The following is a 15,787-nucleotide window of genomic DNA, read 5'->3' as shown; positions in this document are numbered from 1 at the left end:
GTGGCCGCGACCCCGGCGCCGCCCGCGGCGCCCCCGAAGCCGACCTGGGACCCCAGGAAGGTCGAGCCGCCCTTCCCGTGGCTGCGCCCCACGATCCGCATAAGGCTCACCCTGCTGTACGGCGGGATGTTCCTGATCGCGGGCATCCTGCTGCTGTCGATCATCTACCTCCTGGCCGCGCAGGCGCTGAACACGGGCAACGAGCCCCTGTTCAAGATCGTCGGCGGCCGCGAGATCAAGGTGACCAGCGACAACTGTCCGCAGGCCGCTTCGGGCAACCTGACGCTCTCCGAGTTCAACTCCGCGATCAGCGCGTGCACGGACCACCAGCGCCAGGTCGCCCTGGACAACCTGCTGAGCCGCTCGCTGCTCGCCCTTCTCGGCCTCGCCGTGATCGCCTTCGCCTTCGGTTACGCGATGGCGGGCCGCGTCCTGTCCCCGCTCGGCCGCATCACGCGCACCGCGCGCCGCGTGGCGGGCACGGACCTGACGCGCCGCATCGAACTGGACGGCCCCGACGACGAGTTGAAGGAGCTCTCCGACACCTTCGACGAGATGCTGGACCGCCTGGAGCGCGCCTTCACGGCCCAGCAGCGGTTCGTCGCGAACGCCTCGCACGAGCTGCGTACGCCGCTGGCGATCAACCGCACCCTGCTCGAAGTGCAGCTCTCCGATCCGCACGCGCCGCCGGAGCTCCAGCAGCTCGGCAAGACCCTGCTCGCCACGAACGAGCGCAGCGAGCAGCTCGTGGAGGGCCTGCTGCTGCTCGCCCGCAGCGACAACCAGATCGTCGAGCGCAAGCCCGTGGACCTGGCCGAGGTGGCCAACCGCGCCGTGGACCAGGCGCGGGCCGAGGCCGAGGAGAAGGGCGTGGAGATCCGCGGCGAGCGCGGCCTCGCGGTCGTCCAGGGCAACGGCGTCCTGCTGGAGCGCATCGCCCTGAACCTGGTCCAGAACGCCGTTCGCTACAACGTCAAGGAACAGGGCTGGGTCGAGGTGACCACGGAGTCCCAGCACGGCCAGGCGGTCCTGGTGGTGACCAATACGGGCCCGGTGGTGCCCGCGTACGAGATCGACAACCTCTTCGAGCCCTTCCGCAGGCTCCGCACGGAGCGGACCGGAAGCGACAAGGGAGTGGGTCTCGGCCTGTCCATCGCCCGGTCGGTGGCGCGTGCCCACGGGGGCCGTATCATCGCGGAGCCGCGCGAGGGGGGTGGGCTCGTGATGCGAGTCACCCTGCCGATCTGACATGCTTCCGCCGACACGGCAGGATGTTCGCTTTGCGCGGAATTTTCGGGATCTGTTCCCGGAGATTTCGTGTGTGATCGATCACAGGAGCGAATTTTCGGCCATCTACTCTCCGTGACCGCGAAAGTCGTCGGAAAGCCGGGAAAATCCGGGTTTTCGGGGGTCTTGATCACGGGAAGTACACGGGGTGGCGCCCGTGAAGTGCGACATTCGGACCGTGTACGGTCCCGATCGCCATCCAAACCGATCACCTCTTCAGGGGTGCGGTTGGGTGTCGATTGAGTAACAGACCTTGATGTGAGGCAAAATCTCCGCCTCAGGTCGGGCACAAGTCCGGCCTCTCACGCGTTACGTGCGCTGAGACACCGCAGACACCCAGAGGGGGAGAGCGACATGGCAACGGACTACGACACCCCACGCAAGACCGACGACGACGTCGACTCGGACAGCCTTGAAGAGCTGAAGGCCCGGCGGAACGACAAGTCCGCCTCGGCCGTCGACGTCGACGAGTTCGAGGCCGCGGAAGGCCTGGAGCTGCCCGGCGCGGACCTGTCCAACGAGGAGCTCGCCGTGCGCGTGCTCCCCAAGCAGCAGGACGAATTCACGTGCATGAGCTGCTTCCTGGTGCACCACCGCAGCCAGCTGGCCCGCGAGAAGAACGGCCAGCCGATCTGCCGCGACTGCGACTGAGGCAGGGTCGGCCGTGACTGGCTCGACCCCGCCTTGGAAGAACCGCTTCGGCGACGACGGAGCGGACGCAGCGGTGCCCGACGGCGCGACGGACGGTGAGCGAGGCCCCACGGCCTCGCTCAAGCCCGCCGACGCGCCCCAGGACCCCTCGAACGGCATCCAGAACGGCACGGGCCCCTCGAAGGCCCAGGACGCCGCTGAAGCGGCGTACGAAGCGGTTCCGGCCCTGGTGCACGGAACCGCCGTGGAGCGGTCGCAGCGCGCCGCCGTGGCGCCCCCCGAAGGCGCCACGACGGACGACGGCTCGACGGCGTACGAAGCGGGACCCACGACCAGGGGCCGCCGCCTCGCCACCGTCGCCAGCGGCCTGAAGAACGGGGTGCGCCGCGGTGGCCGCGGCGCCAAGGCGGGCATCGGCTACCTCGCCGACCGCATCATCGAGAACGCCCCGCGGGTCCCCGTCCGGGACCTGGCCACCCTCCGCAAGCAGTTCCCGGGCCTCGGCCCCGAGGAGCTGGCGGACAAACTCATCGCGGGCGCGGCCAACGCGTCCTCCACGGTGGGCGCCGGAGTCGGCGCGGCGGCCATGCTGCCGGTGCCGCCCGCCATGCCCGCCGAGCTCGCCGCCGAGATCACCGGCGTCGCCGCGATCGAGCTGAAGCTCATCGCCGAGCTGCACGAGGTGTACGGACGCCGTCCGCCCGGCACCCTGAAGGAGCGCAGCACCGCGTACCTGCACTCCTGGACCGAGGAGCGCGGGATCGACGTCGCCAAGCCGATGTCGATCAATGCCGCGCTCGGCGGGCAGATGAAGCGCGAGCTGCGCCAGCAGATCATGAAGCGGATGGTGCGGAACCTGCCGAACCTGATGCCCTTCATGGTCGGCGCCGCCGTCGGCGCCTTCATGAACCGGCGGGACACCAAGAAGCTCGCGGAGCGCGTGCGGGCCGACCTGCGCCGCACCCAGGTGCCCTGGAGCGCGCTGGAAGGGCTGCCGCCGCTCACCGGCCCCGGTTCCAAAGAGCGCGGCTCCGCCTCCAGACGGCTCGGCCCCGGCTCCGCCGAGCCGAAGAGCTGACACCCCCGCGACGCCCCCGTCACGCCCTGCGGCCCGCCCCCCGGGGCCCCGGCTAAGCCGTCCGCACGGACTCCAGCGCCGCCGCCAGACGCTCCGGGTTCCTCGTCGACACGTACACGTACGGCGTCGGGTCCTCCGGATCCGTCACTTCCACGCGCAGGGCCGTCGGGATGTAGCTGCGCAGGACCATGAACGCGCGCGGGTCCGCCTTGTGCGTGCGCCAGGCGCGGGCCTCCGCCTCGTCCAGGGGCTCCGGCACCCCGAGCGCCGCCACCGGGATCCGCGCGTCGCCCGCCACCAGGGAGTCCGCCACCACCCGGATCCGCACCGAGCCGTACGAACTGGTGAGCACCGCCGCGAGCGCCGTGCCGCCGACCAGGCCGCCGAGCAGCGGCAGGGTGCCGAAGGGCAGCAGCGTCAGGCCCACGGCGATGCCGACGAGGACCGAGACGAGCCACCACGAACGGGGCGCGGTCAGGCGTTCTTCGTAAGGCTGCATGAACCCAAGCTTGGCATGGTGCGCGACCGGCGCTGACGCGGAGGTAAGGTCTGCGCCTGTGAGTGGTACATCAGCAGCCCTGACGCCTCCGGCCGACGCGATAGCGCCCGTCCGCCACCCTGAGGCGCCCGTGCCCGGCGAACTCATCGGCGCGCACTACGCGCACTGCTTCGGATGCGGCGAGGGGCAGGCCCACGGGCTGCACCTCCAGGCGCGCGCCGGGGACGGCGTGGCGATCACCGCCGAGTTCACGGTCCGCGAGGAGCACCAGGGGGCCCCCGGCCTCGCGCACGGCGGGGTGCTCGCCACCGCGCTCGACGAGACCCTCGGCTCCCTGAACTGGCTGCTGCGGGTGATCGCCGTGACCGGACGCCTGGAGACCGACTTCGTGCGGCCGGTGCCGGTGGGCACCGTGCTGCACCTGGAGGCGGAGGTCACCGCCGTCGCCGGGCGGAAGATCTACTCGACGGCCACCGGGCGGATCGGCGGCCCCGACGGACCCGTCGCCGTGCGCGCCGACGCCCTCTTCATCGAGGTGAAGGTGGACCACTTCATCGACAACGGCCGCCCCCAGGAGATCCAGGCGGCCATGAACGACCCGGACCAGATCCGCCGTGCCCGCGCCTTCGAGGTGAACCCGTGACCGACCGTGCCCCTGTGAACGTGCTCATCCGGCGCGTCGACCCGGACGTACCGCTGCCGACGTACGCCATGCCCGGCGACGCCGGAGCCGATCTGCGCACCACCGAGGCGTACGAACTCGCCCCGGGGGAGCGGGTGGTGCTGCCGACCGGGGTTTCCATCGCCCTGCCCGAGGGGTACGCGGCCTTCGTGCACCCGCGGTCCGGCCTCGCCGCCCGCTGCGGTGTCGCCATGGTGAATGCCCCGGGGACGATTGATGCCGGGTACCGTGGGGAGATCAAGGTGATCGTGGTGAATCTCGACCCGCGCGAGAGTGTGCGGTTCGAGCGCTTCGACCGGATCGCCCAACTGGTCGTCCAGCAGGTCGAGAAGGTGCGCTTCCAGGAGGTGGCGGAGCTTCCCGGCTCGGCGCGGGCCGAGGGGGGATTCGGATCCACCGGCGGCCATGCCGCCGTGGGCGTCAGCTCGGGTGAACCAACGGGTGGGAATCGATACGCGTCGGTCGTATCCGACCGGGAAGGACAGTGACGTGTTCGGACGTCGCAAGAAGAGTGGTGCCGCCGGGGACGCGGCGGGCGAGGCCGAGCAGGTCGTCGACAGCGCCGAGAGCGAAGACGTGACGCCGCAGCGCGTGCGCCTTGAGCCGGAGCCGCGGCCCGACGGGCCCTGGGACGTCTCCGAGGTCCGGGAGCCCGGCGAGGGCCGGGTCGACCTGGGCGGTCTGTTCGTGCCGGGCGTCGAGGGCATGGAGCTGCGCGTGGAGGTCGCCGGTGACGCGATCGTCGCGGCCACCGTCGTCCTCCAGGACAGCGCCATCCAGCTCCAGGCCTTCGCCGCGCCCAAGCGGGAGGGCATCTGGGGCGAGGTCCGCGAGGAGATCGCCTCCGGGATCACCCAGCAGGGCGGTGTCATCGACGAGGTCGAGGGCCCGCTCGGCTGGGAGCTGCGGGCGCAGGTGCCGGTGCAGCTGCCGGACGGCACGAGCGGCTTCCAGGTGGTCCGGTTCGTCGGCGTGGACGGTCCGCGCTGGTTCCTGCGCGGGGTGATCTCCGGGCAGGGCGCGGTGCAGCCCCAGGCCGCCGGGCTGCTCGAGCAGATCTTCCGGGACACGGTCGTGGTCCGCGGCGACGGCCCGATGGCCCCGCGCGACCCGATCGTCCTCAAGCTGCCGAACGACGCGCAGATGGTGCCGGAGGGCGTCCAGCAGGAGGACCAGGAGACCTCGCGGTTCTCCGGTGGCATGGGCCAGCTCGCGCGCGGCCCGGAGATCACCGAGGTGCGCTGACCCGCGATCCGCCGCCCGCCGCCGCGGGCGGCGGCGCCCGCACCCGGCCTGGCGGAGACAGGCGCGAACACAGGGCGCCCACCCAAGCGGAGTGACCGCTTCAATCAGGCCGCCGCCGGGCTCGGCGGACCACGGCCACGGGAACGCCACAGCCGTCACAGAGGCCACAAATACGGCGCGCCGATGGGCCGCATCCCCTTACGGGGGTGCGGCCCATCGGCGTTTTCGCTGGTCCGCGCAGAAGCCGTAAGAGATTCGTCAACGCGACGCCCCTGCCCGTATGGGAGACGTCAACGGCGATCGAAACCCGCCACCGACGCGGTTTCCTCAACTCGTCAGCAATTCCGAATCTCATCTAGGAGCACACGATGGCCGACGTGGCCTTCGTCGTCACCACGATTGCGGTCTTCGCGCTGGTGGCCCTCGTCGCCAAGGGGGTGGCGAAGCTGTGACCGCCGAAAACATCGTCGGCCTCGTCGTGGCCGTCGCCCTGCTGGGCTATCTCGTCCTCGCCCTCGTGTTCCCGGAGAGGTTCTGAGTCCTCATATGAGTCCCGTCCTCGCTGGTGTGCTCCAACTGCTGGCGCTCATCGCCGCGCTGGCCCTCGCCTACCGTCCCCTCGGCGACTACATGGCCGCCGTCTACTCCTCCGACAAGCACCTGCGCGTCGAGAAGTGGATCTACAAGGGCATCGGCGCCAACCCCGGCACCCAGATGCGCTGGCCCGCCTACCTCCGCGGCGTCCTGGCGTTCTCCGCGGCCAGCCTGCTGTTCCTGTATCTGCTCCAGCGGATCCAGGGCTCCCTGCCGGGCTCGCTCGGCTTCAAGGCGATCGACCCCGACCAGGCCTTCAACACCGCCGCCTCCTTCGTCGCCAACACCAACTGGCAGTCGTACTCCGGCGAGCAGGCCATGGGCCACGTCGTGCAGACCGGCGGTCTCGCGGTGCAGAACTTCGTGTCCGCGGCCGTCGGCATCGCCGTCGCCGTCGCGCTCGTACGGGGATTCGCGCGTTCGCGCACGGGGAACTCGGCAACTTCTGGGCCGATCTGGTGCGCGGTGTGGTCCGCGTTCTCCTCCCGATTTCCGTGATCGGCGCGCTCGTCCTGGTCGCCTGCGGCGCCATCCAGAACTTCTCCGGCATTCACGAGGTCGGCCAGTTCCTGGGCGGAAAGCAGGAGTGGAACGGCGGCGCGGTCGCCTCGCAGGAAGTCATCAAGGAACTGGGCACGAACGGCGGCGGATACTTCAACGCCAACTCCGCGCACCCGTTCGAGAATCCGAATCCGATCTCCAATCTCTTCGAGATCTTCCTCATCCTGGTCATTCCGTTCGCCCTGACCCGGACCTTCGGCACGATGGTCGGCTCGGTCAGGCAGGGCTACGCGATCCTCGCCACGATGGCGACGATCTGGATCGGCTTCACCGCCCTGATGATGTGGACCGAGTTCCACCACGGCGGCCCGGCGTTCGACCTCGCGGGCGGCGCGATGGAGGGCAAGGAGACCCGCTTCGGCATCGGCGGCTCGTCGCTCTTCGCCACGACCACCACGCTCACCTCGACCGGCGCCGTGAACTCCTTCCACTCCTCGTACACCGGCTTCGGCGGCGGCATCACCATGCTCGGCATGCAGCTCGGCGAGATCGCGCCCGGCGGCGTCGGCTCCGGCCTCTACGGCATGCTCATCATGGCGATCATCGCGGTCTTCATCGCGGGCCTGATGGTCGGCCGTACGCCCGAGTACCTGGGCAAGAAGATCGGCACCCGGGAGATCAAGCTCGCGGCCTGCTACATCCTGGTCACGCCCGCCCTGGTCCTCGGCTTCACCGGCGCCTCGATGGCGATGGACACGCCGAAGAACTCCATGCTCAACGGCGGCGCGCACGGGTTCTCCGAGGTCCTGTACGCCTTCACGTCCGGCGCCAACAACAACGGCTCGGCCTTCGCCGGTCTGACCGCGGACACGCAGTGGTTCAACACCACCATCGGCCTCGCGATGCTCCTCGGCCGCTTCCTGCCGATGGTGTTCGTCCTCGCGCTCGCCGGTTCGCTCGCCGAGCAGAAGCCGGTCCCGGCCACGGCGGGCACCCTCCGCACGGAGAAGCCGCTGTTCACCGGCCTGCTGGTCGGCACCATCATGATCATCACCGGTCTGACCTACTTCCCGGCGCTCGCGCTCGGGCCGCTCGCCGAGGGCCTCGCGTCATGACCACCCACACCAAGCAAGAGGAGCCCGGCTCCATGACCACCGCTACCCCCACGCGCGCGCCGCACCAGGACGTGCCGACCGGCCACAAGCCGGAGGACGGCAAGGTCGGCGGAGGCCTCTTCGATCCGGCGCAGCTGCTGAAGTCCTTCCCGGACGCCCTGCGGAAGCTCGACCCGCGGGTGATGGTCAAGTCGCCCGTGATGTTCGTGGTCCTGATCGGCTCGGTGCTCACCACCGTGCTCGCCGTCAAGGACCCGGGCGACTGGTTCGGCTGGGCGATCACCGCGTGGCTGTGGCTGACCACGGTCTTCGCGAACCTCGCGGAGGCGGTCGCCGAGGGCCGCGGCAAGGCCCAGGCCGACACCCTGCGCAAGGCCAAGACGGACACGGTCGCCCGGCGCCTGGCCGCCGACGGCACGACCGAGGAGCAGGTGCCCGGCACCGCCCTGAAGATCGGTGACCTGGTCGTCTGCGAGGCCGGTGACGTCATCCCCGGCGACGGCGACGTCGTCGAGGGCGTCGCCAGCGTCGACGAGTCGGCGATCACCGGCGAGTCGGCGCCCGTCATCCGCGAGTCCGGCGGCGACCGGTCCGCGGTCACCGGCGGCACCAAGGTCCTCTCCGACCGCGTCGTCATCAAGATCACGACGAAGCCCGGCGAGACCTTCATCGACCGGATGATCAACCTGGTCGAGGGCGCGGCCCGGCAGAAGACGCCCAACGAGATCGCGCTGAACATCCTGCTCGCCTCGCTGACCATCGTCTTCCTGCTCGCGGTCGTCACACTCCAGCCGTTCGCGGTGTACGCCGGTGCCGAGCAGTCCATGATCGTGCTCTGCGCCCTGCTGGTCTGCCTCATCCCGACGACCATCGGCGCGCTGCTCTCCGCCATCGGCATCGCGGGCATGGACCGCCTGGTCCAGCGCAATGTCCTCGCGATGTCGGGCCGCGCGGTCGAGGCCGCCGGTGACGTCTCCACGCTGCTGCTCGACAAGACCGGCACCATCACGCTCGGCAACCGCCAGGCCGCCGAGTTCGTGCCGGTGCGCGGCACCACCGAGGCCGAGGTGGCCGACGCCGCCCAGCTGTCCTCGCTGGCCGACGAGACGCCCGAGGGCCGCTCCATCGTCGTACTCGCGAAGGAGAAGTACGGGCTGCGCGAGCGCCACCAGGGCGAGCTGGTGGACGCCGAGTGGATCGCCTTCACCGCCCAGACCCGCATGTCGGGCGTGGACGTCGACGGGCGCAAGGTCCGCAAGGGCGCGACCGGTTCGGTCGTCGCCTGGGTCAAGGAGCGCGGCGGCACCGTCTCCGACGAGGCCCAGGAGCTGACCGACAGGATCTCGCAGGCGGGCGGCACGCCGCTGCTCGTGGCGATCGAGGACACCGACGGCGCCCGCGTCCTCGGCGTCATCCACCTCAAGGACGTCGTCAAGGAGGGCATGCGGGAGCGGTTCGACGAACTGCGCCGCATGGGCATCAAGACCGTCATGATCACGGGGGACAACCCGCTGACGGCCAAGGCGATCGCCGACGAGGCGGGCGTGGACGACTTCCTCGCCGAGGCCACCCCCGAGGACAAGATGGCGCTCATCAAGCGCGAGCAGGCCGGTGGCAAGCTCGTCGCGATGACGGGCGACGGCACCAACGACGCCCCGGCGCTCGCGCAGGCCGACGTCGGCGTGGCCATGAACACCGGCACCTCGGCCGCGAAAGAGGCCGGGAACATGGTGGACCTCGACTCCAACCCGACCAAGCTGATCGAGATCGTCGAGATCGGCAAGCAACTGCTGATCACCCGGGGCGCGTTGACGACGTTCTCGATCGCCAACGACGTCGCGAAGTACTTCGCGATCATCCCGGCGATGTTCGCGGTGGTCTACCCGGGCCTGGACAAGCTCAACGTCATGGACCTGTCCAGCCCCAAGTCCGCGATCCTGTCGGCCGTCATCTTCAACGCGCTGATCATCGTGGCCCTGGTGCCGCTGGCCCTCAAGGGCGTGCAGTACCGGCCGATGAGCGCCGACCGGATGCTGCGGCGCAACCTCGGGATCTACGGCCTCGGCGGCCTGGTCGCGCCGTTCATCGGCATCAAGCTCATCGACCTGCTCATCTCTCTGATCCCTGGCATTGGGTGACTTGGCATGAATAACTCCGTGGGAAACACCGCCCGGTTGCTGGGCGCGGGCCTGCGCGCCGTGCTCGTCCTGACCGTGGTCTGCGGCGTGATCTACCCGCTCGCCGTCACCGGCGTCGCCCAGGCCCTCTTCAACGACAAGGCCAACGGCTCCGAGATCAAGGACGGCGGCAAGGTCGTCGGCTCCGAACTCATCGGCCAGCGCTACGACCTGCCCCTGAAGAAGGGCCAGGAGACCCCGGACCCGGACCTGAAGTGGTTCCAGCCCCGGCCCTCCAACGGGCTCGGCACCAACAGCGTGAACACCCAGTACAAGCTGCTCCTGTCCGGCGCCACCAACCTCGCGGGCGACTCCGGGGCCGTGAAGGACAAGGACGGCAACGAGGTCTGCGACCCCCAGGCCGAGGACGGGCTGTGCGCCCAGGTGAAGGCCGCGAGGGACGCCGTCATCAAGGACAACTCGACGGCCGACTTCAAGGTCAAGCCCTCGGACATCCCGGCGGAGGCCGTGACGTCCTCGGGCTCGGGCCTCGACCCGCACATCTCGCCGGAGTACGCCGACCTCCAGGCGCACCGCGTCGCCGAGAAGAACGGCCTAGACGTCAAGGACGTCGAGAAGCTCGTCGACGACCACACCGACGGCCGCACCCTCGGCTTCATCGGCGAGCCCCGGGTGAACGTGCTGAAGCTCAACATCGCGCTGAAGCACCTGGTCGCCGAGAAGGGCTGACACCCCCCGGCTGACGCCCTCGCGGGCACTCCCACGGGCGCGCCCGCAGGTACGTACGTACGAAGGTTCGTGGGCCCCGGTTGACCCCGGGGCCCACGGGCCTTCTCGCCGTTCTGCCAGGAGCCCGGGTGCCGAGGGGCACAGGAACCCGGGTGCGAGGGGCACAGGAACCCGGGTGCCCAGGAGCCCCGGCACCTCCGGGCGCCCCGTCCGCGGGCCGGGAACGACCGAAAACCGCACGTCCTCGGCAGAGCGTACGGCGTCCCCCGGCGCCCGCGCGGGCACCGGGGGCCATCAGAGGCATCGCAGAGGCGTCGCAGAGCATCAGGGTTACGTCAAGGACCCCCCAGAAGGTCACCCTCATCCCTTTTGTCGTAATTGTTGGACGTAAGGTCGACGCTGCGTACACAGCAGTTTCAGGAAGACAATGAGGCCATGGCACGCGGCAAGCTTCGGATCTACCTCGGTGCGGCACCGGGCGTGGGCAAGACCTACGCGATGCTGTCCGAGGCGCACCGCCGTATCGAGCGCGGCACCGACTGCGTGGTGGCCTTCGTGGAGCACCACAACCGCCCGCGCACCGAAGTGATGCTGCACGGCCTGGAGCAGGTCGACCGCAAGGACCTGGAGTACCGCGGGGCGGTCTTCACCGAGATGGACGTCGACGCGGTGCTGCGCCGCGCCCCCGCCGTCGCGCTCGTCGACGAACTGGCGCACACCAATGTGCCCGGCTCGCGCAACGCCAAGCGCTGGCAGGACATCGAGGAACTGCTCGAAGCGGGCATCGACGTCATATCCACCGTCAACATCCAGCACCTGGAGTCCCTGGGCGACGTCGTCGAGTCGATCACGGGCGTCCGGCAGCGCGAGACCGTCCCGGACGAGATCGTGCGGCGCGCGGACCAGATCGAGCTGGTCGACATGTCGCCCCAGGCGCTGCGCCGCCGCATGGCGCACGGCAACATCTACAAGGCCGACAAGGTCGACGCGGCCCTGTCCAACTACTTCCGCCCGGGCAACCTCACCGCCCTGCGCGAGCTGGCCCTGCTGTGGGTCGCGGACCGCGTCGACGAGTACCTCCAGCAGTACCGCGGCGAGCACAACATCCGCACCACCTGGCAGGCCCGCGAGCGCATCGTCGTCGGCCTCACCGGCGGCCCCGAGGGCCGCACCCTGATCCGGCGCGCCGCCCGCATGGCGGCGAAAGGTTCCGGCAGCGAGATCCTCGCCGTCTACATCGCCCGCAGCGACGGCCTGACCTCCGCCTCCCCCAAGGAGCTGGCCGTCCAGCGCACCCTCGTGGAGGACCTGGGAGGAACGTTCCACCACGTCATCGGCGACGACATCCCCTCGGCCCTGCTGGAGTTCGCCCGCGGGGTCAACGCCACCCAGATCGTCCTCGGCTCCTCGCGCCGCAAGACCTGGCAGTACATGTTCGGGCCGGGCGTCGGCGCGACCGTCGCCCGCGACTCGGGGCCCGACCTGGACGTCCACATCGTCACCCACAGCGAGGTCGCCAAGGGCCGCGGCCTGCCCGTCGCGCGCGGGGCGCGCCTCGGCCGCTCCCGGCTCATCTGGAGCTGGCTGGTCGGCGTCGTCGGCCCCGCGCTGCTCACGCTGCTGCTCACGCACATCGACGTCGACCTCGGCCTCGCCAACGACATGCTGCTGTTCCTGACCCTCACGGTCGCGGCGGCGCTGCTCGGCGGCATGCTCCCGGCGCTGGCGTCCGCGGCGGCCGGTTCGCTGCTGCTCAACTACTACTTCACGCCGCCGCTGCACCTGTGGACGATCTCCGACAACAAGAACATCGTCGCGATCGCCGTCTTCGTGTCCGTCGCGGTGTCCGTGGCGTCCGTGGTCGACTTGGCGGCCCGCCGCACCCACCAGGCCGCCCGGCTGCGCGCCGAGTCGGAGATACTGTCCCATCTCGCGGGCAGCGTCCTGCGCGGCGAGAACAGCCTGGAGTCCCTTCTGGAGACCGTCCGCGAGACCTTCGCCATGGAGGCCGTGGCGCTCTTGGAGCGGGAGGGCGACGTGGCGCCCTGGACCTGCGCGGGCAGCGTCGGCACCCGCGCGCACGTGCTGCGCCCCGAGGACGCCGACGTGGACGTCCCCGTCGGTGACCACATGGCGCTCGCCCTGTCCGGCCGGGTGCTGCCCGCCGAGGACCGGCGGGTGCTCGCCGCGTTCGCCGCGCAGGCCGCCGTGGTCCTCGACCGCGAGCGCCTGAAGTCGCAGGCCGCCGAGGCGCGGGCGCTCGCCGAGGGCAACCGCATCCGCACCGCGCTGCTCGCCGCCGTCAGCCACGACCTGCGCACCCCGCTCGCGGGGATCAAGGCCGCCGTGTCCTCGCTGCGCTCCGAGGACGTGGAGTGGTCGGAGGAGGACCAGGCCGAGCTGCTCGAAGGCATCGAGGCGGGCGCCGACCGGCTCGACCACCTCGTCGGCAACCTTCTGGACATGTCCCGCCTCCAGACCGGCACCGTCGCCCCGCTGGTCCGCGAGATCGACCTCGACGAGGTGGTCCCGATGGCGCTCGGCGGCGTGCCCGACGGCAGCGTCGACCTCGACATCCCCGAGGACCTGCCGATGGTCGCCGTCGATAAGGGGCTCCTGGAGCGGGCCGTCGCCAACATCGTGGAGAACGCCGTCAAGTACGCGCCCGAGGACGCCCCCGTGCTCGTCGCGGCCAGCTCCCTGGCTGACCGTGTGGAGCTGCGCGTGGTCGACCGGGGGCCAGGCGTCCCGGATGAGGCCAAGGACCGCATCTTCGAGCCGTTCCAACGCTACGGTGACGCTCCACGTGGTAGTGGTGTCGGCCTCGGCCTGGCGGTCGCCCGCGGCTTCGTGGAGTCCATGGGAGGCACGCTCAACGCCGAGGACACCCCCGGCGGCGGCCTGACCATGGTGCTCACGCTGAAGGTGGCGGCCGGGCGGCCGCCCGTGGTGCCCGACCTGTCCGCCCAGATGACCTCGTGACCGCCACCGCCAGCCGCGCACGTGGCACCGACCGCCGCGCGAGCGGCGCTGACAAGCCCGAAAGGCAGGTAGGAATGACCCGGGTGCTCGTGGTCGACGACGAGCCGCAGATCGTACGCGCCCTCGTGATCAACCTGAAGGCACGCAAGTACGAGGTGGACGCGGCCCCGGACGGCGCCACCGCCCTCCAGCTCGCCGCCGCCCGCCACCCCGATGTGATCGTGCTCGACCTCGGTCTGCCCGACATGGACGGCGTGGAGGTCATCAAGGGCCTGCGCGGGTGGACGCGCGTGCCGATCCTGGTCCTCTCGGCCCGGCACAGCTCGGACGAGAAGGTCGAGGCCCTCGACGCGGGCGCCGACGACTACGTCACCAAGCCCTTCGGCATGGACGAGCTGCTCGCCCGGCTGCGGGCGGCGGTGCGGCGCGCCGAGCCCACCGGGGCCGGTGAGGACGACGTGACGATCGAGACGGACGACTTCACGGTGGACCTCGCCGCGAAGAAGGTGAACCGGGGCGGGCGGGACGTGCGCCTCACGCCCACCGAGTGGCACCTCCTGGAGGTGCTGGTGCGCAACGCGGGGCGGCTGGTCAGCCAGAAGCAGCTGCTTCAGGAGGTGTGGGGGCCGTCCTACGGGACGGAGACCAACTATCTGCGGGTGTACATGGCGCAGCTGCGGCGCAAGCTTGAGGCGGATCCGGCGCATCCGCGGCACTTCATCACGGAGCCGGGGATGGGGTACCGCTTCGAGCGGTAGGGGACCCTGCCGGGTGGCCCCCAATCCCGCCCCTTCACCGAAACCATGGGGCTCCGCCCCCTGGCACCCCCGTTGATCGGCCTTCGGCCTCGTCCTCAAACGCCGGACGGGCTTATGCCCCGCCCACCCGCCCCCTCCAGGGGGCGGGTGGGCGGGGAACATCCGCCGCGAAGCGGCGGATCACGGAAAGCCGACGACGGCGAGTACCGCAGGCTCCAGCCCGTCCGGCGCTTGAGGACGAGGCGCGAAGCGCCGATGGGCGGTGCGGGGCGCCCCCGCCCGGGAGCGCGGCGATCAGGGCGGTGCGGGGCCGTCGTGGGGACCGGTACGCTGCGGGTATGAGTGCTGATCCTGGTGCCGGTAAGCCGACGAGCCGCTTCCGGCGCATGCTCGACCGGCTGTCGTCCTCCCAGCAGGACCTGGACTCGCAGGAGCTGCGCGAGGACGCGGAGACCACCGGCTGCACCCGCATCGGGGACTGCCGGGACCGCCAGATCGTCACGGTGACTGGTACGTTGCGCACGGTCACCCTGCGCCCCCGCGCCGGTGTGCCCGCGCTGGAGGCGGAGCTGTTCGACGGCACCGCCGCCCTGGACGTCGTATGGCTCGGCAGGCGCTCCATCGTGGGCATCGAGCCGGGGCGGCGGCTGATCGCGTCGGGCCGGATCTCGATAGACCGGGGCCGCAGAGTGCTCTTCAACCCCAAGTACGAACTCAGACCGCTCGGACGGGAGTAGCCGGTGACGTCAGTCGACAAGCCGACCGACCAGGCCGCGGGGGCGCCCCCGGCCCTGACGGCGCGGACACGAGGGCTCTGACGCAGGCCGCGCTCTTCGACGCCTTCGGCGGCATCCGCGGCACGGTCGAGACGATGGTGCCGGGCCTGCTGTTCGTGCTGATCTACACGATCAACAAGGACCTGCACATGTCGGCGATCGCGGCCCTGGCCGTGGCGCTGGTGCTGGTCGCGGTCCGCCTGGTGCGCCGGGACACCGTGAAGCACGCCTTCAGCGGTGTCTTCGGGGTGGCCTTCGGCGTGGCCTTCGCCATGTTCACGGGCAACGCCAAGGACTTCTACCTGCCGGGGATGATCTACGGCGTCGGACTCGGCGCCGCGTTCTTCCTGTCCGCGCTGGTGGGCTACCCGCTGCTCGGCCTGCTCCTCGGTCCGGTGTTCCGGGAGAACATGTCCTGGCGCACCCGCAACCCCGGCCGCAAGAAGGCGTACACGAAGGCATCGCTCGCCTGGGGCCTGATCTTCCTCGCGAAGTACGCGATCCTCTTCCCGCTGTACTGGTGGGCGGACACCGAGCAGCTCGGCTGGGTCCTGATCGCCCTGAAGCTGCCGCCGATGGTCCTCGCGGTGTACTTCACCTGGATCTTCCTCGCCAAGGCCCCGCCGCCGATCGACGTCTTCGCGGAGATGGAGGCCGAGGAGAAGGCGGAGGCCGAGCGCAACGCCGCACGCGGCTAGCCGCAGGCTTTACGCAGGTGGGGGCGCCCGGAACTCTCCGGGCGCCCCCACCTG

13 protein-coding genes and 2 pseudogenes are annotated in these 15,787 nt (G+C 70.5%); 14 read left to right on the top strand and 1 reads right to left on the bottom strand.

What is annotated here, in order from left to right; all coding sequences use genetic code 11:
- The 3 genes from ACOBQU_RS09825 to ACOBQU_RS09815 all read left to right on the top strand — a co-directional run bounded on the left by ACOBQU_RS09825 (position 1) and on the right by ACOBQU_RS09815 (position 3,016).
- A complete protein-coding gene (locus ACOBQU_RS09825; RefSeq protein WP_423625851.1) occupies positions 1–1,248 on the top strand; it encodes a sensor histidine kinase in 1,248 nt (415 codons plus the stop codon).
- Positions 1,249–1,641: 393 nt separating this feature from the next.
- Positions 1,642–1,938 carry a DUF4193 domain-containing protein gene (locus ACOBQU_RS09820; RefSeq protein WP_003993510.1) on the top strand — a complete coding sequence of 99 codons (297 nt, stop codon included), beginning with the start codon at positions 1,642–1,644 and terminating at the stop codon, positions 1,936–1,938.
- Positions 1,939–1,951: 13 nt separating this feature from the next.
- Positions 1,952–3,016, top strand: a complete 1,065-nt coding sequence (locus tag ACOBQU_RS09815; protein ID WP_423625849.1) for a hypothetical protein — start codon at positions 1,952–1,954, stop codon at positions 3,014–3,016.
- Positions 3,017–3,068: 52 nt separating this feature from the next.
- On the opposite strand, the gene ACOBQU_RS09810 is transcribed toward ACOBQU_RS09815, so the two are convergent.
- A complete protein-coding gene (locus ACOBQU_RS09810; protein WP_423625847.1) occupies positions 3,069–3,515 on the bottom strand; it encodes a DUF3093 domain-containing protein in 447 nt (148 codons plus the stop codon).
- A gap of 58 nt (positions 3,516–3,573) precedes the next feature.
- Here ACOBQU_RS09810 and ACOBQU_RS09805 point away from each other — a divergent pair, with 58 nt between their 5' ends.
- From ACOBQU_RS09805 to ACOBQU_RS09755, 11 genes and pseudogenes are all read left to right on the top strand, one after another.
- The gene (locus tag ACOBQU_RS09805) at positions 3,574–4,158 is read left to right on the top strand and encodes a PaaI family thioesterase (protein WP_423625845.1); all 585 of its coding nucleotides are present in this window, start codon (positions 3,574–3,576) and stop codon (positions 4,156–4,158) included.
- On the top strand, positions 4,155–4,685 hold the full coding sequence (gene dut / locus ACOBQU_RS09800; protein ID WP_423625843.1) for a dUTP diphosphatase: 531 nt from the start codon (positions 4,155–4,157) through the stop codon (positions 4,683–4,685). The genes ACOBQU_RS09805 and dut overlap by 4 nt, the downstream gene beginning before the upstream one ends.
- Before the next feature lies 1 nt (position 4,686).
- On the top strand, positions 4,687–5,442 hold the full coding sequence (locus ACOBQU_RS09795) for a DUF3710 domain-containing protein (protein ID WP_423625841.1): 756 nt from the start codon (positions 4,687–4,689) through the stop codon (positions 5,440–5,442).
- Between the two features lie 448 nt (positions 5,443–5,890).
- The gene (gene kdpF, locus ACOBQU_RS09790; RefSeq protein ID WP_033264828.1) at positions 5,891–5,980 is read left to right on the top strand and encodes a K(+)-transporting ATPase subunit F; all 90 of its coding nucleotides are present in this window, start codon (positions 5,891–5,893) and stop codon (positions 5,978–5,980) included.
- Positions 5,981–5,988: 8 nt separating this feature from the next.
- A pseudogene (kdpA, locus tag ACOBQU_RS09785) lies at positions 5,989–7,652 on the top strand (potassium-transporting ATPase subunit KdpA).
- On the top strand, positions 7,649–9,790 hold the full coding sequence (gene kdpB / locus ACOBQU_RS09780) for a potassium-transporting ATPase subunit KdpB (RefSeq protein ID WP_423625840.1): 2,142 nt from the start codon (positions 7,649–7,651) through the stop codon (positions 9,788–9,790). The pseudogene kdpA and the gene kdpB overlap by 4 nt, the downstream one beginning before the upstream one ends.
- 6 nt (positions 9,791–9,796) lie before the next feature.
- Positions 9,797–10,519, top strand: a complete 723-nt coding sequence (locus tag ACOBQU_RS09775; RefSeq protein ID WP_423625838.1) for a potassium-transporting ATPase subunit C — start codon at positions 9,797–9,799, stop codon at positions 10,517–10,519.
- A gap of 435 nt (positions 10,520–10,954) precedes the next feature.
- Positions 10,955–13,501: an ATP-binding protein gene (locus tag ACOBQU_RS09770; protein ID WP_423625837.1), complete on the top strand. Its 2,547-nt coding sequence runs from the start codon at positions 10,955–10,957 to the stop codon at positions 13,499–13,501.
- A 74-nt stretch (positions 13,502–13,575) separates the two neighbouring features.
- The gene (locus ACOBQU_RS09765; RefSeq protein ID WP_423625836.1) at positions 13,576–14,259 is read left to right on the top strand and encodes a response regulator; all 684 of its coding nucleotides are present in this window, start codon (positions 13,576–13,578) and stop codon (positions 14,257–14,259) included.
- Between the two features lie 338 nt (positions 14,260–14,597).
- Positions 14,598–14,996, top strand: coding sequence for an OB-fold nucleic acid binding domain-containing protein (locus ACOBQU_RS09760; RefSeq protein ID WP_423625835.1), 399 nt, complete (start codon positions 14,598–14,600; stop codon positions 14,994–14,996).
- 3 nt (positions 14,997–14,999) lie between these two features.
- A pseudogene (locus ACOBQU_RS09755) lies at positions 15,000–15,733 on the top strand (DUF3159 domain-containing protein).
- Positions 15,734–15,787 lie beyond the last annotated feature (54 nt).

This window comes from Streptomyces sp. G45, assembly GCF_049542095.1.
In the GTDB taxonomy this organism is placed as follows: Bacteria; Actinomycetota; Actinomycetes; order Streptomycetales; family Streptomycetaceae; genus Streptomyces.
The sequence above is the reverse complement of the archived record's forward strand: the minus strand, read 5'-3'. Positions and strand labels throughout refer to the sequence as shown.